Source organism: Colwellia sp. E150_009 (assembly GCF_053543955.1).
In genome coordinates this window covers 21,178-41,681 of the sequence record NZ_JBHFOM010000022.1, presented here as the reverse complement: position 1 = coordinate 41,681, position 20,504 = coordinate 21,178, and the positions used below count along the sequence as shown (strand labels likewise).

Below are 20,504 nucleotides of genomic sequence, written 5' to 3'. Positions count from 1 at the left end.
TCGCATGACCACACATGATAACAATCAAAGCAATTCAACCTCTAAGAATCAATCAACTGAAAACCCGACAGGTTTTACCACAAAGTTACACTTAGACAAGCATATTTCGCGTCGTTTTAATCAAGAATTAGAACAAGTACGCACGTTGGTGATAAACATGGGGTTACTCGTTGAAGAACAAGTAAATGATGGCTTAAGTGCTGTTTTAAATGCCGATGAAAAACTTGCTAAAAAAGTAATAAAACGTGATAAAGAAGTCAATACGATGGAATTAGAAATTGATGAATATTGCACACAAATTTTAGCTCGTCGACAACCTGCCGCCAGTGATTTGCGCCTACTAGTTAGTGTTATTAAAAGTATTACCGATCTAGAGCGTATGGGTGATGAAGCAGTAAAATTTGGAAAAAATGCCATAAAATTGGCTAAATATAGTGTTGTTAAAGATGGTATCGTTGAAAATGACATTACTGAAACAGAAGGAGCAAGACCCTTAGTTGAGCTAAAACATTTAGGTAAGCATGTGAGTGAAACTTTAAATAAAGCACTAACAGCGTACGCACAAATGGATGTTGAAGCCGCATTAGAAATCATTAGAAATGACAATATAGTCGATGAAGAATTTGATAATATTTCACGTTTATTGGTTACAAAAATGATGGAAAATCCGCGTGAAATAAAAAATGCCTTGCGTGTTACATGGTGTGCTAGAGCACTTGAGCGTATTGGTGATCACACAACAAACCTTTGTGAATACATTGTTTATTTAGTTGAAGGGAAAGATGTACGACACGCCACCATAGAACAAATAAAAGCAAAAATGGAAACTTAAAACCTGATAAACACAGAGAAAATAGTAAAACAAATCAAACACCGTTATTTTCTCTGTGCTCTTGGTGGTCAATAATAAGCTGTGTATTATGCTTCAAATACACTAAGAAACTTTGTAAACTCTTAGAAATCACGTTGAATTTAAGATATATAGCAATGCAGAACCAAGTCGATCCAACAGCATGCCCTTTTTGTCAAAGCATGAATAATTGCATGGTTAAAAGCAAAACTCCTTGTTGGTGTAATACCACAAATATCCCCAATGATCTAACGGCGATGGTACCTATACCTTTACGACGAAAATCATGTATCTGTGCAAACTGTGTTAACTTATTCAATAAAAACCCAGATCAATTTAAACGTGAATACTCACTGACTAACACAACAAAGTATGCCACATGAAAGCACTTCTATCACAAGTTAAACAATGCCGATTATGTGAAAATGAATTACCCTTTGAACCTAATCCTATACTACAAATTAGTTCAAAAAGTAAAATACTCATTGTTGGACAAGCTCCAGGAATCAAAACCCACGAAAAATCAATGCCTTTTAATGATAAAAGTGGAGAACGGTTAAGAGCATGGTTAGGTGTAAATACAAGTCAATTTTATAATGACCAACTATTTGCTATTTTACCTATGGGATTCTGTTATCCTGGTAGAGGAAAATCGGGGGATTTACCCCCTATTCCAACATGCGCAGATACATGGCGAAAAGCAATTTTAGCCAAACTTACTCAGGTTGAATTAACCATTATTCTAGGAAAATATGCTATTGAATGGCATTTGCAATCTAAAGCCCCTATTACAGAATTAGCAAAACAATGGTATACCTTATTACAATCTAATAAAGTGGTGCTTCCTCATCCAAGCCCTAGAAATAACCTATGGTTGAAAAAAAACACTTGGTTTGAAAAGGATGTTATCCCGCTACTTCAACAAAAAATTAAAACATTAATTAACGTTTATTGACAGGCTTCGTTTAAGTTTGAGAAATATTCTTTGACTTCTTTGGTTAATTTCTTAAAAAACTCAGGATCTTGATTCTCTAATATAGCGCTAATTAACATAAAATCTCGCTGCTCCTGAGTTTTACCAAAACCAACGACGGGGGTATTCTCAGCTGTTTTTAGTAACTCAGTTAATTTAGGCGGTAATTTATGAATGTGAATCAAACTAGATTGTGAGGGTTTCAATTGCTAAAGTCCTTTTGCGCTAAAGATAATAATTACTTTGAACCGATTTATATAATAACCGTTGGGTTAATAAATGGCTCAATACATCAACGACATTAAACGTAGAGTCATCATAATTACCAAAATTATTCTGGTCAAGTAACATAAGCCACATTTGCTATAAACTGTTTAAACTCCTAGAGAATGAATAAGTCGCTTAACTAGTTTACTGTCTGTACCTGCTGATAATAATCATATTTCGCTAACTTCATGAATTTACTTTATAAAACTCAGCCACCACAAATAACGACACAACGTTTACCTAATTAATCCTTTTATTCATTTATCATTGATGTTTTAAGTACGATAGTTAATACTGATTTTTTACTGCAAAGTATATTTTTGTTGTGATGTTATACAAATTAATTAATAAATGATTAACATCTTCAACTAACCCATAAGAGTTAAAAATTTAATGAAACCTTATTTAAATATTGCCGATTTAATTGAAACATTAACGTCGGAAATAAAATCACTGACAGAACAAATTGCTACGCTAAAAAAAGAGCCTGAAAGTTTTAATGAACAAATTATACTTAAATATATTGATACAAGTAGCACCGGAAAAACAAAAGATTTTGTTCGATCATTAGGCATAAAATCTGAACGTGGTACGCTTTTTTCTTCTGGAGACGTCAGCAAGCTAATAAAAACTGGCGCTGATGATATTTCGCCTGAATTACTTGCAATTGCGCGGCAAGTAGCAAGCATTAAAAATAAGAATGGTAAACATCGTTAATTAAGTATTGAAACCAACATCTCATATATTTTCTCTGTAGCAAAGAAAAAAGCCTTGTAACTCAATTATAAATTGAGCACAAGGCTTGAATTTTCATTGTGATTCTGATTGTGCTGTCTTTACTTCCATGTCATCAGCTATTGAGGTATTACTCAATATCGCTGAAACGGTCATAATAAGTACTGCAAAAATAACCGTAGTCAGCTTTAATCCTCTTGAGGATGACTTACGCATTTTGTTTACCTAATTTTTTGCTAAATATTTTTTGCTAAATTTTGGCTGGATTGCATTTTCTTCTTTTTATTTTCTAAATATCTAAATTAAATACCATTAAATCACTAGATAATAATTAACATGCAATCAACCTGATTAAAAACTAAACTATTTACTTTTATAATTCAATATAATTGTTGATTTATTTACTATTTTTTTGTTTTTGATTAAACAATTGATTCAAAATGCATAGTTAGCGCACTGAGTGGTTGTGTTATATACATCCGTCAAAGTAAATCATCAAATAGCACAGTAATAACGACAAGTTTGCTGTATTGCTGACTTAATATAAAAAATAATGCAATATCGTTTGCGATATGACTTATGGTAGGAGAAAATAAGCTCAATTCACTTATTTCTTAAATTAACCCTTAAATTAACCCTTTAATTAAAAAATAGATTCGGAGCTAATATGTCGTCGCGTCAAGAACTAGCCAATGCTATTCGTGTTTTAAGCATGGATGGTGTACAAAAAGCAAAATCAGGACACCCTGGTGCCCCTATGGGTATGGCAGATATCGCAGAGGTTTTATGGCGTGACTTCTTAAAGCACAACCCAAGTGATCCTAAATGGGCAGACCGTGACCGCTTTATCTTGTCAAACGGTCATGGTTCAATGCTAATTTATTCATTATTACATTTATCAGGCTACAACTTATCTATTGATGATTTAAAAAATTTCCGTCAATTACACTCTAAAACACCAGGTCATCCTGAATATGGCTATACTCCTGGTGTTGAAACAACAACAGGGCCATTAGGTGCTGGCATATCAAATGCTGTAGGTATGGCAATTGCTGAAAAAACCTTAGCAGCACAGTTTAACCGTGAAGATCATAGAATTGTTGATCACTTTACTTATTGCTTCTTAGGTGATGGTTGTTTAATGGAAGGTATTTCTCACGAAGCTTGTTCTTTAGCTGGTACCTTAGGTTTAGGAAAACTTATCACGTTTTGGGATGACAATGGTATTTCTATTGACGGCCATGTTGAAGGTTGGTTCACAGATAATACACCACAACGTTTCGAATCATACGGCTGGCATGTAATTAGTGTTGACGGACATAACAGTGAAGCCATTGCCGCTGCAATCATTGAAGCTAAATCAGTGACAGATAAACCAAGTATGATTTGCTGTAAAACAATTATTGGTTTTGGTTCTCCAAATAAATCAGGTACTCATGACTGTCACGGTGCACCATTAGGTGATGACGAAATAGCAGCAACACGCAAATTTTTAAATTGGCCACATGCGCCTTTTGAAATTCCTGAGAATGTTTACGCGCAATGGAACCAAAAAGAAAAAGGCGCTGCTAGCCAAGTTAGCTGGGATGATAAGTATGCTGCGTATCAAGCGGCTTACCCTGAGCTAGCCAGTGAATTTGAACGCCGTGTAATCAAAGGCGAGTTACCGAAAGACTTTGAAGAAAAAGCGAATGCGTTTATTCAAGAGTGTCATGAAAACAGTGAGAATATTGCTTCACGTAAAGCATCACAAAATGCTATAGAAGCCTTTGGTCATGTTTTACCAGAAATGCTTGGTGGCTCTGCCGATTTAGCGGGCTCAAACTTAACACTTTGGTCTGGTTCTAAAGGTATCCAAGAAGATGCTGCCGGTAACTACATTTTTTACGGTGTACGTGAATTTGGTATGAGCGGCATCATGAATGGTATTTCTTTACACGGTGGTTTCATTAACTACGGTGCTACTTTCATGATGTTTATGGAATATGCGCGTAACGCCGTACGCATGTCTGCATTAATGGGTATTCAAAATATTTTTGTTTACACCCATGATTCAATTGGTCAAGGTGAAGATGGTCCAACGCATCAACCTATTGAGCAGTTAACTAACTTACGTACTACGCCAAATTTAACGACATGGCGCCCGTGTGATGCAACTGAATCTGCCGTTGCATGGAAAGCTGCCGTGCAAAACCAAACCGCGCCTTCCGCATTGGTTTTTTCGCGTCAAGGCTTACCCGCCATGACTCGAACTCAAGCCCAAGTTGCTAATATTGCTAAAGGTGCTTATATTTTACAACACTGTGATGGCACACCTGACATTATTTTAATTGCTACAGGCTCAGAAGTCGCTTTAGCTGTTGAGTCAGCCAAAGTATTAACTGAGCAAGGTAAAAAAGTACGTGTTGTTTCTATGCCATCTACTAACGTTTTTGACGCACAAACAAGCGATTACAAAGAATCAGTTTTACCTACAAAGGTAACCAACCGTGTGGCTATTGAAGCTGCGCATGTTGATTTCTGGGCTAAATACGTTGGCTTAAATGGTGCGGTAGTTGGTATGACAACCTTTGGTGAGTCAGCGCCAGGTAGTGTGCTACTTGAACACTTTGGTTTTACCGTTGACAATGTTGTCAACACGGTAAATAAACTTTAATTTAAGTTTAGCAAGCATACTACTCAACTGGTGGGTTGTACTGATAAGTCCACCTTTTATCCTTCTATAATGCGGATTTCCCCCATTACTATATTTCTATGATAAACATTGCTATAAATGGTTTTGGCCGCATTGGCCGCAGTATTGTTCGCGCACTTTACGAAAGTGGTAAAACAGATATTTTCAACATTGTTGCAATTAATGATCTTGCGCCAGCAAGTGGCATGGCTCATTTACTTAAGTATGACACGACTCATGGTCGGTTCGCTTTTTATGTTGAACTTCAAGGTGAACAACTTTTAATTTCTGATCACAAAACACCAAATCCGACAACAACATCAAATCAGCAGTATAAAAATACAATAGCATTACTTCACTTTAACAAAATTGAGGAAATTCCTTGGCATGAACATAATGTTGATATTGTTTTAGATTGTACTGGTATATTTGGTAGTAAAGCAGACGGATTAGCACATATTAAGCAAGGTGCTAAAAAAGTTTTATTTTCACATCCTTGCAGCCAAGACATAGATGCCACCATCATTTATGGTATCAATCATCACGAACTAACTAATGAAGACCGTGTCGTTTCAAATGGATCATGCACAACAAATTGTATTGTGCCTGTAATTAAGGTACTTGACGATGCCTTTGGTATTGAAAGCGGTACAATTACCACTATTCACTCTTCTATGCATGATCAACAAGTTATCGATGCTTATCATCCAGATCCTAGACGAAGTCGCGCAGCAAGTCAGTCTATTATTCCTGTAGATACTAAACTGGCCCTGGGCATAGAGCGAATTTTACCCAAATTTAAAGGACGATTTGAAGCAATTGCAGTGCGGGTACCAACGCTCAATGTTACCGCAATGGATTTAAGTGTTACGGTCAATACAGATGTAAGTATTGCTGATATTAATCAAGTAATTAAAAATTCCCAAGCAAAATCAATTAATGACAGTGGTTTGCAAGGCATCTTAGCCTATACTGAAGAGCCTTTAGTTTCTGTTGATTTTAACCACGATACCCACTCTTGTATTGTTGATGGTAATCAAACACGTGTTAGCCATAAGCGCTTGGTTAAAATGTTAATATGGAGTGATAACGAATGGGGTTTTGCCAATAGAATGTTAGATACAGCCCAAGAAATGACGTAAAGCAGCCATCACTTAATAGCTGCTTTCTTTCACACGATAACTGCTGACAGTTAGAGTAACTACTTAGCCTCTAAATAAAACTTCAATAAACTTGCTGTGGAGCAGTCATGTTTTGATGAAATATTTTTGCTTTCTAACTCTTGTTGAATCTCTGCTGCTAAGCCTTTGCCTAGTTCAACACCCCATTGGTCAAACGAACATATTTGCAAAATAATACCTTGCACAAATATCTTATGCTCATAAGCAGCAATCAAACTTCCCAACGTTTTAGGATCAATACGTTTTAACAAAATAGTATTGGTAGGTCTGTTACCTTTATGAACTTTGTGTGGTGCCACTTTATCAATATAGTCTGGCGTACGCCCTTTCGCTTGTAAATCTGCCCTCACTTGCATTTCATTTACCCCTGCCATTAACGCTTGGGTTTGTGCAAAGAAGTTAGCCATTAATGTTTCATGATGACCAGAGACTGGCGTGACACTCTCTACTGAACCAATAAAATCTGCAGGTACAACGTTATTACTTTGATGAAGATACTGATAAAAAGCATGTTGCCCATTAATACCTAACTCCCCCCAAATTGAAGGTACCGTGGGATAGTCTACTTCATCACCGTCCCAAGTTACCGACTTACCATTACTTTCCATTTCTGCTTGTTGTAAATAGGCTGAAAGCATATGTAATGTTTGGTCATAAGGTAAAATAGCCTGTGAGCGTGCCCCTAAAAATGTAGTATTCCACACGCTGATCAAAGCCATGATAGCAGGCATATTATTTCTTAATGGCGCATTGATAAAATGCTGATCCATCTCACTCGCGCCATCAAGCAGTTCAATGAACTTATCAAAACCTAAATCTAACGCAATGGCTAACCCAATGGCTGACCACAACGAGAAACGTCCACCAACCCAATCCCACATTCCAAAAATATTTTGCTCTTGAATACCAAACTTCATCGCATTTTCTTTATGAGCAGTGACGGCAACAAAATGCTTTGCTACCGATTTCTCATCAAACGATGCGCTGGTTAGCCATTTCATTGCTGTTTTTGCGTTAGTCATTGTTTCTGTGGTGGTAAACGTTTTACTGGATACTATAAATAAAACATTTTGCGGGTCTAATGGCCTTAATACCTCAACAATTTGCGCACCATCAACATTAGAAACATAGTGTACATTCACAGTGCCATCACTGTAATGCTTCAAGGCTTCTGTCACCATTTGAGGTCCGAGATTAGAACCACCAACGCCAATATTTACAATGTCCGTAATACGTTTCCCTGAATAGCCTAACCAATCCCCTTGCCGTACTTTATTAACAAAACCCTCCATTTTTTCTAATTGTTGTTGTACCTGTTCAGTGATATTTTCACCATCTAAAATGAGTGGTTCATCAGTATTTTGACGTCGTAAAGCAGTATGCAGTACAGCCCTTTCTTCCGTTTTATTAATTTTAGCGCCTGCAAACATCTTGCTACGCCACTCACCTACTTCCGTTTCTTCAGCTAACGCTAATAAGCTATCAAGGGTTTCACCATCAATTAAATTTTTAGAATAATCGAGCAATAGATTCGGCAATTCAATAGAGAATTTTTCAAAACGTTGGCTGTCATTAGCAAACAAGGTATTCATGTGCTGAGATTTTTTATCTAAGGCTAACTGTTGTAATTTTTTCCAACTAGCAAGTGTTTGACGATCTGACATAGAGTTTCCTATAAATACCTAGAATTTTATTAAAGCGCCATACTCATATAATACTATGGCTTCATTATGAATTTTGATTTGCTTATGCTACCCTAATAAAAAATGACAACGCTGTCAATTCATATAAAGAACCGTACATTCATTTACTGCCCAATTAATAAGATAAAAATAGTATTAGTTATTGCCGCATGGTACAAGAAGAATTACTCTACCTGCTCTGCTCGCAATAATAGTGTTAAAAGAAGAATTAAAGGTTAATTGAATAAATGAAAGCAACAATTAATGATGTCGCTAAACTATCAGGCGTATCAATTAAAACAGTTTCGCGGGTTATAAACAATGAGCCTTCCGTTCGCCAGCTCACGCGTGAAAAAGTACAAATAGCGGTAAAAGAGCTTAATTACCAGCCCAACCTTGCCGCTCGAAATTTAGCAGGCACCAAGTCTTTTACAATTGCTTATGTATACGATAACCCCAATGCTTATTATATTATTGATATGCAAGAAGGTATTCTATCTGCCTGTCGGCAACAAGGTTTTGAGTTATTAATTAACCCTTGTAATTCGCAACAAGAAAATATAACAGAAGAAATTATTAATACAATCAAACATGCGCGTGTTGCAGGTTTAGTATTAACTCCTCCCTTTTCAGAACGCCCAGAATTTGTCAAACGCATTACGGAATTAGATATAAAAGTGGTACGTATAATGTCTGGTGATGTTGCCCCTGATGACCTAAGCCCATGTGTAATGGTAAATGATAGGGATGCGGCGCAAACCATAACTCAACATTTAATTGATTTGGGGCATCAAAAAATCGCTTTTATTGCAGGTGGAGCCGAGCATATGTCAACCATTGAGCGCTATAAAGGTTATCGACAGGCACTAAAAGATAATCATATTAACTTTAATAAAAATTTAGTAATAGAAGGAGAGTATTCTTTTGAATCAGGTGTTAATGGCGCTAAACAATTAATGTCTGAAGGCGTTAGTAAAAGCAACCTACCAACGGCCATCTTTTCTTGTAATGATGAAATTGCTGCAGGCGCCTTATTTGCAGCAAGGTTAATGAATATAAACATACCCGAGCAGCTATCAATAGCAGGCTTCGAAAACAGTCCTTTTTCACGTCAAACTTGGCCTAAACTTACCACAGCAAACCAGCCCAATAAACAAATTGCACACGATGCAGCCAATTTACTCATTAGTCAAATTCGTAAGCAAGAAGGAAAAAGCGAAACAAGTCAATATATACCTCAGCTAGTTGTTAGAGATTCAACAGGGCAACGCAACTCATACAGTTAAAGTTTATTAATCTCTCTAGCAACGGTAAACTCGGAAGATGTTACATATTGTTCAATGTGTTGTAAATGTTTCTCCAGTAAAGAGAATTTTTTACTAATGTCCTGCAAAGCCTGTTTAGGTGGCTCACCTGATTGCCACACTCTTGCTTTGATTTTAATTGTTTCATTGGTTTGTTCGTAGTCTTCATCAGGAAGTGTATCACCAGCTTGGTAACGACTAGAGCCAGGTGAACGATGAAATTTAGCATGTGCTCTTTTAGGCTGCTCTTTTGGGTTTTTATCTAATATAAACCACGCGGCAATATAGCCTAAAATTAAAATGGGCATGCCGAACAATACGCATGAAACAACCAATATTCTGACTAACCAGGTCTCCCACCCAAAGTAGTCAGCGATACCAGCACAAACACCAGCTATTTTTCCATTTTCCGAATTGCGATATAACTCCCCTCGCTTTGTATTCATAGTTTACTCCTCCAATCAGGAGTTTCAGCATCTAAAATGGCTTCAAGGGTTTTAATACGATCTGCCATTTTATCTGCCATTTCAGATAATTCAGATAGCTGAGTATATTCTTCTTCGCTCAAGCCTTGGCTCACTTGCCCTTTACTACGATAATGCAATACCAACCAAATAGGCGCAACAACAAGCATAAAAATAATAACGGGTGCCATGATAATATCTTCCACGATACGTCTCCTTAACTCTTTCAAATAGCTTCATAATACATTTAAGGGGAATAAATTCACTTCACCACTCAAAACTTTTAATCACAGGTTTTTATTGTTTTTTATTCATTTTCGCTTTTAATGAAGCTAATTCATCATCAACTTTTTCATTTGACTCAAGTTCAGCAATTTCGTCTGATAGCGATTTACGGCCTAAATCATATGATTCAACTTGGGCTTCGATATTATCAATTTTACTCTCATAACGATCAAAACGACTTAATGCATCATTCACTTTATTACTGTCAATATTTTGCTTAACTTTTAAACGTGAATTCACTGTTTTTTCACGCATAATTATGGCTTTTTGACGTGTTTTTGCATCCGCTAACTTATCTTGTAGCTGTGAAATTTCATCTTGAAGCTTAGCAATATGTTCTTCTACATGTACTAGCTCTTGCACTAAAGATTGAGAATTTTCAGTACTTTTCTTCTTCTCCATCAAAGCTGCTCGGGCTAAGTCATCTCGATCTTTGCTCAACGCTAATTCAGCTTTTTCTTGCCATTGTTGTGCTTCATTTTCAAAACGAGTAACTTGGCGTGTTAACTCTTTTTTATCCGCTAAGGTTTTGGCTGAGCTAGAGCGAACCTCCACTAAGGTATCTTCCATTTCTTGAATAATTAATCTCACCATTTTGGCTGGATCTTCGGCTTTATCTAATAAACTATTGATATTAGAATTAATAATATCGGTAAACCTTGAAAAAATACCCATAACAACATCCTCTTTACTTGAATTTACGCTTTCATTTACAGATAAACATGCGTAATTTGTTTAACTCTATTGAAATCGACTATAAATTTGCATATAAATTTGCATATAAATTTATAGTTAATGTTATTCATATTTTACGCCAATATGACAAAACTTATTAAACCTATGTTTTAAAAAGTTTTTTTAAATAATAAAAAAGTACTGTTATCTAGTCAATTAATAAAATACACTATTTGTTAGTGAAATAAACCAAAAGTTAGGTCTAACCATGGCACGCTTTAGCAAACAAGATAATCTTCTTGGGCAATCAAACAGCTTTTTAGAAGTATTAGAGCAAATTTCTCAAATTGCACAACTAAATAAACCAGTATTAATCATTGGTGAACGTGGAACAGGTAAAGAGTTGGTCGCTGCACGTTTACATTATCTATCAAAACGCTGGGAGCAAAGTTACTTAAAATTGAACTGCGCTGCATTAAATGAAAACCTACTAGAAACAGAACTCTTCGGCTATGACTCTGGTGCTTTTACTGGTGCGAGTAAACGACATGAAGGTCGATTTGAGCGAGCAGATAATGGCACATTATTTTTAGATGAAATAGCTAACACATCAGGTTTAATTCAAGAGAAATTATTACGCGTTGTGGAATATGGTGAATTTGAGCGCGTAGGTGGTTCACGAACCATTACTACAGATGTTCGCTTAGTTGCAGCAACTAACGAAGATTTGCCCTTATTAGCGTCATCAGGGCAGTTTAGAGCTGATTTACTTGATCGTTTGGCATTTGATGTAATAACGCTACCCCCATTAAGAGAGCGCCTTGACGACATATTAATGTTAGCAGAACATTTTGCCATGAATATGGCACGTGAATTAGAGTTTGAGCTTTTTAGTGGCTTTACTGAAAAAGCGAAAAAAACCATGCTCGAATATTCATGGCCTGGTAATATTCGCGAATTAAAAAATGTAATTGAGCGTAGTGTTTATCGTTGTAACAATCCTCACTTACCCGTGCATGAATTAATTATTGATCCATTTGAATCCCCCTTTAGGCCAAGCCAGCAGATCAAAACACATGATCGAATTACCACACCACAACATCAAACAACAACAAATACGGTTTCTGATTCAGTTAAAGAAAACGAACAAAAATCAACCGATACTGAAACAGATACAAAGGCTACTAGTGTTTCATCAGCAGTTATTCATAACGAGTTTCCACAATCGTTAAAAACCTTATCGCAAAATTATGAAGTCGAACTGATAAAATCTGCGCTTGCACATTGTCAATATAATCAAAAGAAAACAGCACAAGCGTTAGAATTAACCTATCATCAGTTAAGAGGTTATTTAAAAAAATACAATCTACTTGATGGTAACGATTCTGATGAGTAATAAAACACTTAATTGTATAGTTTGCTTGAGTTTACTGCTACTCATTAGCTGCAATGATGAAAGCATTGTTTCATTAAGCGAGCACAGTATTATTTATTGTGCTGAAGGGTCACCAGAAACCTTTAATCCTCAGCTAGTAACATCTGGCACCACAATTGATGCCACATCAAATCAGTTATACGATAGGTTACTTACTTATCAAGGAGCGGAAAACAAACTAACACCAGCTTTAGCAAAATCTTGGCATGTAACTAAAAATGGTAAAAAAATCACGTTCTATTTACGTAAAGATGTTGCATTTCATCAAACTGATTACTTTACTCCAACACGATTTTTAAACGCAGATGATGTGTTATTCAGTTTTAATCGCATGTTAAAAAACGAACACCCTTTTCACCTTGTATCTGGCGGAAGTTATCCTTTTTTCCAAAATATAGGTTTAAAAGATCTTGTTGAAAAAGTAGAAAAAATTAATGAATATACCATCCGCTTTCATTTAACTCATGCAGACAACGCCTTTCTAGCAAACTTAGCTACTGATTATGCCGTTATTTTATCCGCTGAATATGCAGAGCAACTTACAGAACAAAAAAACAAAGCAAACATAGACACTTACCCCATAGGTACTGGGCCTTTCAAACTAAAAGAATACCGTGTCGGCTCGCTAATTAGGTTTTATCGCCATGAACAATACTGGCAAGAGCCCGCTAAAATAGAACAATTAGTGTTTGATATAACCCCAAGCAATACGGGTAGGTTAACTAAACTATTAGCGAAAGAGTGTGATGTTACTGCTTATCCAATAGCCCACAATAAAATAAACCAAAATAAAAACTTAATTTTAGAATCGATTACCGCATTAAACGTTGGTTATTTTGGTTTTAATGTAAAAAAACCTCCTTTTGATAACAAGTTAGTCAGACAAGCAATTGGTTATGCCATTAACAAACAGGTATTACTTGAAACAATTTATCAGGGTAAAGCTGAGCTTGCCAACTCAATATTACCGAATACCTCATGGGCCTTTGATGACAGTATTGCAGAACAAGAATTTAATCCCATGCTGGCTAGAAGCTTACTTGAAGTTGCAGGTTTCTCTCAAGGCTTCACCATGGATTTGTGGGCAATGCCCGTTCAAAGAGCCTACAATCCTAATGCAATAACGATGGCAAAGCTGATTCAAGCTGATTTAAATCACATTGGTATAAAAGTTAATATTGTTACCTATGAATGGAATACGTTTTTAAACCGCTTAAAACGTGGAGAACATCAAAGCTTTTTATTGGGTTGGTCTGCAGATCATCCTGATCCTGATAACTTTTTCTCACCAATGTTAAGTTGCTCAGCAGCCAATACAGGAAGTAATACAACCTTTTGGTGTAATCAAGAATATGATGATATTATTCAGCAAGCATTACAAACCACCAATATTCATTTAAGAAAACAATATTATGCGGAAGCAATGAAGATAATAACACAAGAAATTCCGTTAATTCCCATTGCTCACTCAAAGCGGTATCAAGCAAGAAATGAAAACGTAACAGGCGACATACTGGCAGCTTTCGGCGGGATAAACTTTTACTCCTCAAGCAAGACTATCCCGTTAAAAAAACTCAAAAAAATAATGAAGACTGAAAATAAAGTCGATTTACCACAAATAGGTGAAAATTAGTTATGTTAATTTTTACTATTCGTCGACTCAATTTATTCATTTTCACTATGTTGGTGTTAACATTGTTATCGTTCAGTTTAAGTTTTTTATTTCCTGGTGATTCAATCATTAATATTACTGGTGCAATTAACGCAACTCCCTACCAACTAGAAAAAATACAACAATCATACCAAACGGATAGTAATATTTTTTGGCAGTATATTGCTTACTTACAGCACATAATTCACGGCGATCTTGGTATATCTATGTCTAGTCAATCAGATATTGGCTCAGAAGTACTGAATTTACTACCCGCAACGATAGAACTAAGTTTAGTTGCTTTACTCATTGCCATGTTTATCGGTGTTCCACTTGGCTTTATTGCAGCAATAAAACACAATAAAACAGCAGACAACCTTATTTTATCTATATCAATGATAGGCTATTCAATACCAGTTTTTTGGCTTGGTATACTCGCTATCTTAACCTTTTCAATCAATTTAGGTTGGCTTCCTTCTGCAGGTCAAATTAGCTTACTATTTGAAATAAAACATATTACTGGCATTCAATTCATTGATATTTTACTTAGCGATAGTCCCTATAAATGGCAAGCATTTAGTGATGCCACTTCACATATAATTTTACCTGCATGTGTTATTGCTGTTGCTCCTGCAACTATTTTTATTCGTTTAGCCCGAACATCCATGATTGAAGTTCTAGAAACGAGTTATATTCGCGCTGCCAATGCAAAAGGGTTAACTTTTCAACAAATCATTTTTCGTCATGCTATTAGAAATGCGCTCATTAAAATTATTCGCCATGTTGGTTTACAATTTGCCAACCTAGTAACTATAGCAATGGTGACTGAAGTGATTTTTAGTTGGCCTGGTATAGGCCGTTGGTTAATTGAAAGTATTTACCAACGGGACTATACCGCGATACAAAGCGGTTTATTGGTGCTGTCATGCTTTATTTTTACAATACACATTTTAACCGACTTTATTTATGCGGCGTTAAACCCACTAGCCCGAGGTAATAAATATGGCTCGTGATAAAATATACATGGAAGAGATTTTTCCTTCCCCTTTCATGCAATTATGGCAAATATTTCGTAAAACACCTGTTGCCATGGCTGGATTCAGTTGCTTTATATTTTTAATTATTCTCGCTATATTTGCGCCTATTTTAGCACCCTATTCGCCCGTAGATGGCCAACTAAACATGTTGCTTTTACCGCCAGCATGGCATGAAGATGGTAATGTAAGTTTTTTGCTCGGTACGGACGAATTAGGTCGAGATATGCTTTCTCGCTTGATGTATGGTACCTCATTAACCTTTGGCATGAGCTTTATCGTCGTTATACTTTCACTTGTTATAGGTGTTGTAATTGGTTCATTATCTGCGTTAACTTCAGGATTAAAGTCAAGTTTTCTTAACCACTTTCTTGATGTTATCTTGTCTATTCCATCGTTATTATTAGCTATAATTATTGTCGCTATATTAGGCCCAGGTATCAGCAATACTGTGTGGGCAGTGGTTATAGTACTCATTCCCCAATTTATACACATTACACGGTATGCGGTAAAAGAAGAGTCTCGTAAAGATTATGTACTTGCTTCACGTCTTGACGGTGCTAGCCCATTTAGGGTTTTATATTATTCTATTTTTCCTAATATTGTAGACAGAATTATGGGGCAAGCAACATTGGCACAATCAGCTGCTATTCTAGATATTGCCACTTTAGGTTTTTTGGGCTTGGGTGCACAAATTCCGCTACCTGAATGGGGCGCAATTTTAGCCAATGGGTTAGATTTATTTTATATAGCTCCTTGGACAGTCTATTTACCCGGCTTAGCTATTCTTTTTGCAGTGGTTGCCACAAACCTTGTTGGTGAAGGTATTCGTCATGCGCTTAAATTACGTAAGGATAGATGATGAATTTACTTGATATTAGAAATTTATCTATTGAGTTAGTCAGCGATAATCAAAGAATTTTAGCCGTTGATAAAGTCAGTTTATCGATGAAAGAAGGCGAAGTTCGTGGTTTAGTTGGTGAGTCAGGCTCAGGAAAGTCATTGTTGGCTCAAGCTATTGTTGGTGTATTAGATGATAAATGGCATGTTCATGCAGATAGATTCCATTGGCGCGGTATTGATTTGTTGCGTTTATCCATACCAGAGCGCAAAGCGCTACTTTCTCGTGATATTGCAATGATTTTTCAAGAACCTATGGCTTGTTTAGATCCAACAACAACTATTGAAAACCAACTAGCGGAAGCAATTGATACAAGTGCCTTTACCGGTTTTTTTTGGCAAAAACAACAACAACGCCATGCTGCAGCTATTAGCTTATTACATAAGGTAGGTATTAAAAGTCACAGTATTTGTTTAAAAAGTTATCCTCATCAATTAACTGAGGCATTATGTCAACGCGTTATGATAGCGATAGCACTAGCAAGAAAACCCATACTACTTATAGCAGATGAGCCAACGGCAGCGATGGAAAATACCAATCAAGGTCAAATATTTAGGTTGTTGGCAAGTTTAAATCAACTAAAGAATATGGGCATATTATTGATCAGTCATGATTTAGAAAATATAACTCATTGGACACATACAATTACCGTAATGTATAGCGGGCAATTTGTTGAAGCAGGCACAACTGAACAAATATTCAAAAAGCCATTACACCCTTATACCAGAGCCTTAGTTGATAGCAGCCCAAATGCTAATTTTCATTTGCCCGCTAAGTCAAGGTTAATGACCTTACCTGGTAGTATACCTCTTTTGCAACACTTGCCTATAGGCTGTAGGCTAGGCCCTCGCTGCCCAAGGGCACACCAAGCTTGTGTTAAAGCTCCCTCTGCCACTAATTTTCATGGTCATAAGGTAAGCTGTCATTTTCCCTTAACGCCGCTTAAACCGAAGCGAAAAGGTATAAAGGAAGTCTGTAAACATGACTGAATTACTAAAAGTAACAGAATTAAGTAAAACTTACCTACGCAGAGGCTTTTGGTTAAATAAAGAAAGCACAACTGTATTAGAACCGATTTCATTTACTATTGATGCACATAAAACCTTAGCAATTATAGGTGAAACAGGTTCCGGAAATTTTACGCTTGCTAAAGTATTAGTAGGGGCTGAACAAGCAACAAGTGGAAGAATTTTTCTCAACGGGCAAGAGTTACACGAAGGTAGTTATAAGCAGAGATGTCAGCATATACGCATGATATTTCAGGATTCAGGCACCACACTCAATCCTAGCTTAACCATATTACAGCTATTAGACGAACCATTAAAACTCAATACACCTTTTAACGAAGATAAACGAAAAGATCTTATTAGATCTACATTGCAAAAAGTTGGCCTTCTTGGCGATCATATGAACTTCTACCCTCATATGTTTTCAGGAGGTCAAAAACAGCGTATATCACTTGCCAGAGCTATTATTTTGCAACCACAGGTTATCATATTAGATGAAGCATTAGCGGCACTAGATCCATCCCTACGCTCTCAAATGATTAATTTGTTATTGGATCTACAACAACAAATGGGATTAGCCTATATTTTGATTTCTCATAATTTAGGTATTATTCGTCATTTCAGTGATGAATTAATGGTGTTATCTCAAGGGAAAGTTGTTGAATCAGGAAAAACTATGGAAGTAATGAAAAAACCTCAGCATAAAGTCACGCAAAAACTGCTAATGAATCAAAATTTTCAGTTAAAACCCCTTGGTAAACTTTAAAACCTAAACTTTAAATAAGTATAAAAAAAGAGTAGTGAACTACCTTCGCTACTCTTAACTAAATACCTATATTAATAGTGTTCAACTTTAGGCTAATTATTAATTGGCGCTGTAATGGCCTTGCGAGTAATTTGCGCATCAACTTTCAATGAATCAATATAACTTTTATATGCAGACTGAGCCAATTGAGACGTTTGCTGTTGCGAAAGTTGTGGATTTTCAACTTCAACATTCTCGTTTACCGCTTGCACTTCAACCAATGCCAAGTCACCATTGCTTAATGCCACGGTAGAGGCTGAAATAGTACCTTCTGTTGGATGAGGAAGTACAAAAGCTTCTCTCGTTATGCTTTGATCTAAATCAGCACTATAACGAGCCACGTTTTCTTTAGTGGTAAAGCTGGCATAATTTTGAGTTAATTGCTCAGTAATATCATTGCCTGCTTTAAATTGGACAAGTAGCTCATCAATAACCGCTTGTGCTTTTTCCGTTGCTTTTTGTGAAACTAAAATTGATTTAATTTGTTCTTCAACTTCACTAATAGGCTTAACATTTGCTTCCTGATATTCGTTTAAACGAAGTACTATAGAAACAGTATCACTAAGCTCAATAACGTCTGAATTCATGTTATCTTGTAAAACCAAATCTGAAAAAGCAGCTTCTACAACATTTGGATTATCAAAAGGTGCCGCATTACCACTGTGTGACAACCATGAAGATGTTTCAACTTTTGCATTCACTTCATTTGCTGCATCTTCCAAACTATCAGGGAATTCAAAACTTATACGAGCCATTTCTTGTGTTTGCGTGTAAAACTTCTCTTGTGCCTTATTCTCACTTACCTTAGTGTACAAATCAGGTTTAACGTCTGCTAAACTTTTAATCACTTCTGGATTCAATTCTGTTAATTTAATTACATGATAACCAAAGCTTGTTTTAACTAACTCAGTTCTATCTCCTACCGACTCAAGTGCAAAGGCTGCTTCGTCAAACTCAGGGTCCATCACTCCTGGCTCAATATATTCTAGGTCGCCACCATTTTCCCCGCTAAAGGTATCACTTGATAATTCTTTTGCAAGTGCTGCAAAATCTTCACCTTGAGCAAGTCGAGCGAGTAGAGCTTCAGCTTCTACCTTTGCATTGGCTTCGCTTTCAGTATCTCCTTCATCAAACGCAATTAAAATATGAGAAACACGACGTTGTTCTGGTTGTGTAAAACTCGCTATATTATCTTGATAATAGGTAGCAACATCTTCATCTGAAACGTCAATAGTTTTTGCAATATCTTCGACACTTAACTGAATAAAATTAACTTTCACTTTTTCTTTATTCTCAAAGCGTACTTGGTTAGCTTGATAATAGTTTTTAATTTCTTCTTCACTAACATCAATTCCTGCTTTAAATTTATTAGCAGAAATTGTAGCAAAGCGGATATTACGTGTTTGACTTTGCAACTTTTGTTGTAAAGTCTCTTGATAAGGTAGATTAAATTCAGTACCAACTAGAGCTTGCGATAATTGACGACGAGTCATTTCTACACGTAAATAATCACGAAAGTTTGATGATTGATAAAAACCAGCTTGATTAATAATGGCTAAATAACGATTATTATCAAAAACACCATCAACCTGAAACTCAGGCATTGCTCTAATTGTTTCTTTAAGGCGCTCATCTGATACACGTATAGAAAGATCTCGTGCACTTTGATCTATCAGCTTCTCGTTGATTAAATTATCTAAAACACTTTGACGAAAATTCGCCATATAATTACTATCGTTAGATAAAGTCTCAAACATTTCACCATATTGTTGCGCCATACGGTTACGTTGAGCTTGATACGCTTTATTAAATTCTTGCTCGCTAATTTTTTCGTCATTAACTGTTGCTACCGAGGTATCAACAGAATTAGTGTAGCTGCCAATCCCCGCCACAGCGAAGGTTAATATAATAAGACCAAGGATTATTTTCGCTGTTAAGCCTTGCGAGCTTTCTCTAATATCTTCTAACATTTTTGTCTCTTTGTCTCTAAAGCCAATATCTATTAAACCAATAACTTGAAACCGATAACTTGTAATCGATAACTTGTAATCGATAAATAATACCAATACTTTACGTTATAATATTTTGTTGCTCGCGATTCTAGCAGATGCAGACCACAGCTTGAAGTGTAAGATTGCTTTTATTTTATTAAAAAACTTAATACTATTTCTAATTAATATTAAAAAAGCAAAAAACCACCTACAGGTGGTTTTTAACTATATTGTAATAATGTAATAAAATTGCCAAAGCAATTCATTAGATATTAGTCATTACAAGCATCTTTTAATGCTTTACCAGCTTTAAAAGCAGGTATTTTAGCAGCAGCAATTTGGATAGTTGCACCAGTTTGAGGGTTACGACCAGTTCTTGCTGCACGATCACGTACAGAGAAAGTACCAAAACCAACTAGAGCAACTTGCTCACCATTTTGTAATTCTTCAGTTACAGCGCCAATAAATGAATCTAATGCGCGACCCGCAGCAGCCTTTGAAATGTCAGCGCCTTCAGAAATTTTCTCGATAAGTTGAGATTTATTCACAGTGTATACCCCTTAAATTGTTATTATTACAACGCTATCTTT

General features: G+C 36.1%; 21 protein-coding genes. 13 read left to right on the top strand and 8 right to left on the bottom strand.

The annotated features are described in order from the left end of the window. Nucleotides 1-4: 4 nt before the first annotated feature. From phoU to ACE1OF_RS11215, 3 genes are all read left to right on the top strand, one after another. Nucleotides 5-832: a phosphate signaling complex protein PhoU gene (gene phoU, locus ACE1OF_RS11225; protein WP_448894535.1), complete on the top strand. Its 828-nt coding sequence runs from the start codon at nucleotides 5-7 to the stop codon at nucleotides 830-832. Nucleotides 833-987: 155 nt separating this feature from the next. Beyond that, nucleotides 988-1,233, top strand: a complete 246-nt coding sequence (locus ACE1OF_RS11220; RefSeq protein ID WP_448894534.1) for a cysteine-rich CWC family protein — start codon at nucleotides 988-990, stop codon at nucleotides 1,231-1,233. Then, a complete protein-coding gene (locus ACE1OF_RS11215) occupies nucleotides 1,230-1,805 on the top strand; it encodes a uracil-DNA glycosylase family protein (RefSeq protein WP_448894533.1) in 576 nt (191 codons plus the stop codon). The genes ACE1OF_RS11220 and ACE1OF_RS11215 overlap by 4 nt, the downstream gene beginning before the upstream one ends. Here the strand turns inward: ACE1OF_RS11215 and ACE1OF_RS11210 are convergent. Further along, complete coding sequence (locus ACE1OF_RS11210) at nucleotides 1,799-2,029, bottom strand: hypothetical protein (RefSeq protein ID WP_448894532.1); 231 nt, start codon at nucleotides 2,027-2,029, stop codon at nucleotides 1,799-1,801. The genes ACE1OF_RS11215 and ACE1OF_RS11210 overlap by 7 nt on opposite strands. A 454-nt stretch (nucleotides 2,030-2,483) precedes the next feature. Here ACE1OF_RS11210 and ACE1OF_RS11205 point away from each other — a divergent pair, with 454 nt between their 5' ends. Further along, nucleotides 2,484-2,807: a hypothetical protein gene (locus ACE1OF_RS11205; RefSeq protein WP_448894531.1), complete on the top strand. Its 324-nt coding sequence runs from the start codon at nucleotides 2,484-2,486 to the stop codon at nucleotides 2,805-2,807. A gap of 93 nt (nucleotides 2,808-2,900) precedes the next feature. Here ACE1OF_RS11205 and ACE1OF_RS11200 read toward each other — a convergent pair whose 3' ends face one another. Further along, nucleotides 2,901-3,041, bottom strand: coding sequence for a hypothetical protein (locus ACE1OF_RS11200; RefSeq protein ID WP_448894530.1), 141 nt, complete (start codon nucleotides 3,039-3,041; stop codon nucleotides 2,901-2,903). A gap of 451 nt (nucleotides 3,042-3,492) precedes the next feature. Here ACE1OF_RS11200 and tkt point away from each other — a divergent pair, with 451 nt between their 5' ends. Both tkt and epd read left to right on the top strand, forming a co-directional pair. Then, a complete protein-coding gene (tkt, locus tag ACE1OF_RS11195) occupies nucleotides 3,493-5,481 on the top strand; it encodes a transketolase (protein ID WP_448894529.1) in 1,989 nt (662 codons plus the stop codon). Nucleotides 5,482-5,579: 98 nt separating this feature from the next. Further along, entirely contained in the window at nucleotides 5,580-6,641 is a 1,062-nt protein-coding gene (epd, locus tag ACE1OF_RS11190; protein WP_448894528.1) for an erythrose-4-phosphate dehydrogenase, read from the top strand. A gap of 59 nt (nucleotides 6,642-6,700) precedes the next feature. Here the strand turns inward: epd and pgi are convergent, their stop codons facing one another. Then, nucleotides 6,701-8,344 carry a glucose-6-phosphate isomerase gene (pgi, locus tag ACE1OF_RS11185; protein WP_448894527.1) on the bottom strand — a complete coding sequence of 548 codons (1,644 nt, stop codon included), beginning with the start codon at nucleotides 8,342-8,344 and terminating at the stop codon, nucleotides 6,701-6,703. 266 nt (nucleotides 8,345-8,610) lie between these two features. Here pgi and ACE1OF_RS11180 point away from each other — a divergent pair, with 266 nt between their 5' ends. After that, nucleotides 8,611-9,648, top strand: a complete 1,038-nt coding sequence (locus ACE1OF_RS11180) for a LacI family DNA-binding transcriptional regulator (RefSeq protein ID WP_448894526.1) — start codon at nucleotides 8,611-8,613, stop codon at nucleotides 9,646-9,648. Here ACE1OF_RS11180 and pspC read toward each other — a convergent pair. From pspC to pspA, 3 genes are all read right to left on the bottom strand, one after another. Beyond that, a complete protein-coding gene (gene pspC, locus ACE1OF_RS11175; protein WP_448894525.1) occupies nucleotides 9,645-10,112 on the bottom strand; it encodes an envelope stress response membrane protein PspC in 468 nt (155 codons plus the stop codon). The genes ACE1OF_RS11180 and pspC overlap by 4 nt on opposite strands. Then, nucleotides 10,109-10,321, bottom strand: a complete 213-nt coding sequence (gene pspB, locus ACE1OF_RS11170) for an envelope stress response membrane protein PspB (RefSeq protein WP_448894559.1) — start codon at nucleotides 10,319-10,321, stop codon at nucleotides 10,109-10,111. Before pspB ends, pspC begins: the two co-directional genes overlap by 4 nt. A 106-nt stretch (nucleotides 10,322-10,427) precedes the next feature. Next, nucleotides 10,428-11,090 carry a phage shock protein PspA gene (gene pspA / locus ACE1OF_RS11165; protein WP_448894524.1) on the bottom strand — a complete coding sequence of 221 codons (663 nt, stop codon included), beginning with the start codon at nucleotides 11,088-11,090 and terminating at the stop codon, nucleotides 10,428-10,430. Nucleotides 11,091-11,358: 268 nt separating this feature from the next. Between pspA and pspF the strand changes: the two genes are divergently transcribed. From pspF to ACE1OF_RS11135, 6 genes are read left to right on the top strand one after another with little or no spacing between them, the layout of a single operon-like run. Next, on the top strand, nucleotides 11,359-12,486 hold the full coding sequence (gene pspF / locus ACE1OF_RS11160) for a phage shock protein operon transcriptional activator (protein ID WP_448894523.1): 1,128 nt from the start codon (nucleotides 11,359-11,361) through the stop codon (nucleotides 12,484-12,486). Continuing rightward, nucleotides 12,479-14,158 (top strand): ABC transporter substrate-binding protein, encoded by a 1,680-nt coding sequence (locus ACE1OF_RS11155; RefSeq protein ID WP_448894522.1) that lies wholly within the window; start codon nucleotides 12,479-12,481, stop codon nucleotides 14,156-14,158. The genes pspF and ACE1OF_RS11155 overlap by 8 nt, the downstream gene beginning before the upstream one ends. Before the next feature lie 2 nt (nucleotides 14,159-14,160). Beyond that, entirely contained in the window at nucleotides 14,161-15,189 is a 1,029-nt protein-coding gene (locus ACE1OF_RS11150; RefSeq protein ID WP_448894521.1) for an ABC transporter permease, read from the top strand. Next, complete coding sequence (locus tag ACE1OF_RS11145) at nucleotides 15,179-16,072, top strand: ABC transporter permease subunit (protein ID WP_448894520.1); 894 nt, start codon at nucleotides 15,179-15,181, stop codon at nucleotides 16,070-16,072. Before ACE1OF_RS11150 ends, ACE1OF_RS11145 begins: the two co-directional genes overlap by 11 nt. Beyond that, nucleotides 16,072-17,100, top strand: coding sequence for a peptide ABC transporter ATP-binding protein (locus tag ACE1OF_RS11140; protein WP_448894519.1), 1,029 nt, complete (start codon nucleotides 16,072-16,074; stop codon nucleotides 17,098-17,100). The genes ACE1OF_RS11145 and ACE1OF_RS11140 overlap by 1 nt, the downstream gene beginning before the upstream one ends. Further along, a complete protein-coding gene (locus ACE1OF_RS11135; protein ID WP_448894518.1) occupies nucleotides 17,093-17,884 on the top strand; it encodes a peptide ABC transporter ATP-binding protein in 792 nt (263 codons plus the stop codon). Before ACE1OF_RS11140 ends, ACE1OF_RS11135 begins: the two co-directional genes overlap by 8 nt. A 92-nt stretch (nucleotides 17,885-17,976) precedes the next feature. On the opposite strand, the gene ACE1OF_RS11130 is transcribed toward ACE1OF_RS11135, so the two are convergent. Both ACE1OF_RS11130 and ACE1OF_RS11125 read right to left on the bottom strand, forming a co-directional pair. Beyond that, a complete protein-coding gene (locus ACE1OF_RS11130) occupies nucleotides 17,977-19,893 on the bottom strand; it encodes a SurA N-terminal domain-containing protein (protein WP_448894517.1) in 1,917 nt (638 codons plus the stop codon). A 293-nt stretch (nucleotides 19,894-20,186) separates the two neighbouring features. After that, nucleotides 20,187-20,462: an HU family DNA-binding protein gene (locus ACE1OF_RS11125; protein ID WP_114326564.1), complete on the bottom strand. Its 276-nt coding sequence runs from the start codon at nucleotides 20,460-20,462 to the stop codon at nucleotides 20,187-20,189. Nucleotides 20,463-20,504 lie beyond the last annotated feature (42 nt).

Bases quoted from the DNA above. Each gene is read 5' to 3' on its own strand.
- tkt (WP_448894529.1), top strand. From the start codon at position 3,493: ATGTCGTCGCGTCAAGAACTAGCCAATGCTATTCGTGTTTTAAGCATG.
- ACE1OF_RS11140 (WP_448894519.1), top strand. From the start codon at position 16,072: ATGAATTTACTTGATATTAGAAATTTATCTATTGAGTTAGTCAGCGAT.
- pspC (WP_448894525.1), bottom strand. From the start codon at position 10,112: ATGAATACAAAGCGAGGGGAGTTATATCGCAATTCGGAAAATGGAAAA.
- pspF (WP_448894523.1), top strand. From the start codon at position 11,359: ATGGCACGCTTTAGCAAACAAGATAATCTTCTTGGGCAATCAAACAGC.
- ACE1OF_RS11145 (WP_448894520.1), top strand. From the start codon at position 15,179: ATGGCTCGTGATAAAATATACATGGAAGAGATTTTTCCTTCCCCTTTC.
- ACE1OF_RS11180 (WP_448894526.1), top strand. From the start codon at position 8,611: ATGAAAGCAACAATTAATGATGTCGCTAAACTATCAGGCGTATCAATT.
- ACE1OF_RS11155 (WP_448894522.1), top strand. From the start codon at position 12,479: ATGAGTAATAAAACACTTAATTGTATAGTTTGCTTGAGTTTACTGCTA.
- pspA (WP_448894524.1), bottom strand. From the start codon at position 11,090: ATGGGTATTTTTTCAAGGTTTACCGATATTATTAATTCTAATATCAAT.
- ACE1OF_RS11130 (WP_448894517.1), bottom strand. From the start codon at position 19,893: ATGTTAGAAGATATTAGAGAAAGCTCGCAAGGCTTAACAGCGAAAATA.
- ACE1OF_RS11215 (WP_448894533.1), top strand. From the start codon at position 1,230: ATGAAAGCACTTCTATCACAAGTTAAACAATGCCGATTATGTGAAAAT.
- ACE1OF_RS11220 (WP_448894534.1), top strand. From the start codon at position 988: ATGCAGAACCAAGTCGATCCAACAGCATGCCCTTTTTGTCAAAGCATG.
- epd (WP_448894528.1), top strand. From the start codon at position 5,580: ATGATAAACATTGCTATAAATGGTTTTGGCCGCATTGGCCGCAGTATT.
- ACE1OF_RS11205 (WP_448894531.1), top strand. From the start codon at position 2,484: ATGAAACCTTATTTAAATATTGCCGATTTAATTGAAACATTAACGTCG.
- ACE1OF_RS11150 (WP_448894521.1), top strand. From the start codon at position 14,161: ATGTTAATTTTTACTATTCGTCGACTCAATTTATTCATTTTCACTATG.
- pgi (WP_448894527.1), bottom strand. From the start codon at position 8,344: ATGTCAGATCGTCAAACACTTGCTAGTTGGAAAAAATTACAACAGTTA.
- phoU (WP_448894535.1), top strand. From the start codon at position 5: ATGACCACACATGATAACAATCAAAGCAATTCAACCTCTAAGAATCAA.
- ACE1OF_RS11135 (WP_448894518.1), top strand. From the start codon at position 17,093: ATGACTGAATTACTAAAAGTAACAGAATTAAGTAAAACTTACCTACGC.
- pspB (WP_448894559.1), bottom strand. From the start codon at position 10,321: ATGGCACCCGTTATTATTTTTATGCTTGTTGTTGCGCCTATTTGGTTG.
- ACE1OF_RS11200 (WP_448894530.1), bottom strand. From the start codon at position 3,041: ATGCGTAAGTCATCCTCAAGAGGATTAAAGCTGACTACGGTTATTTTT.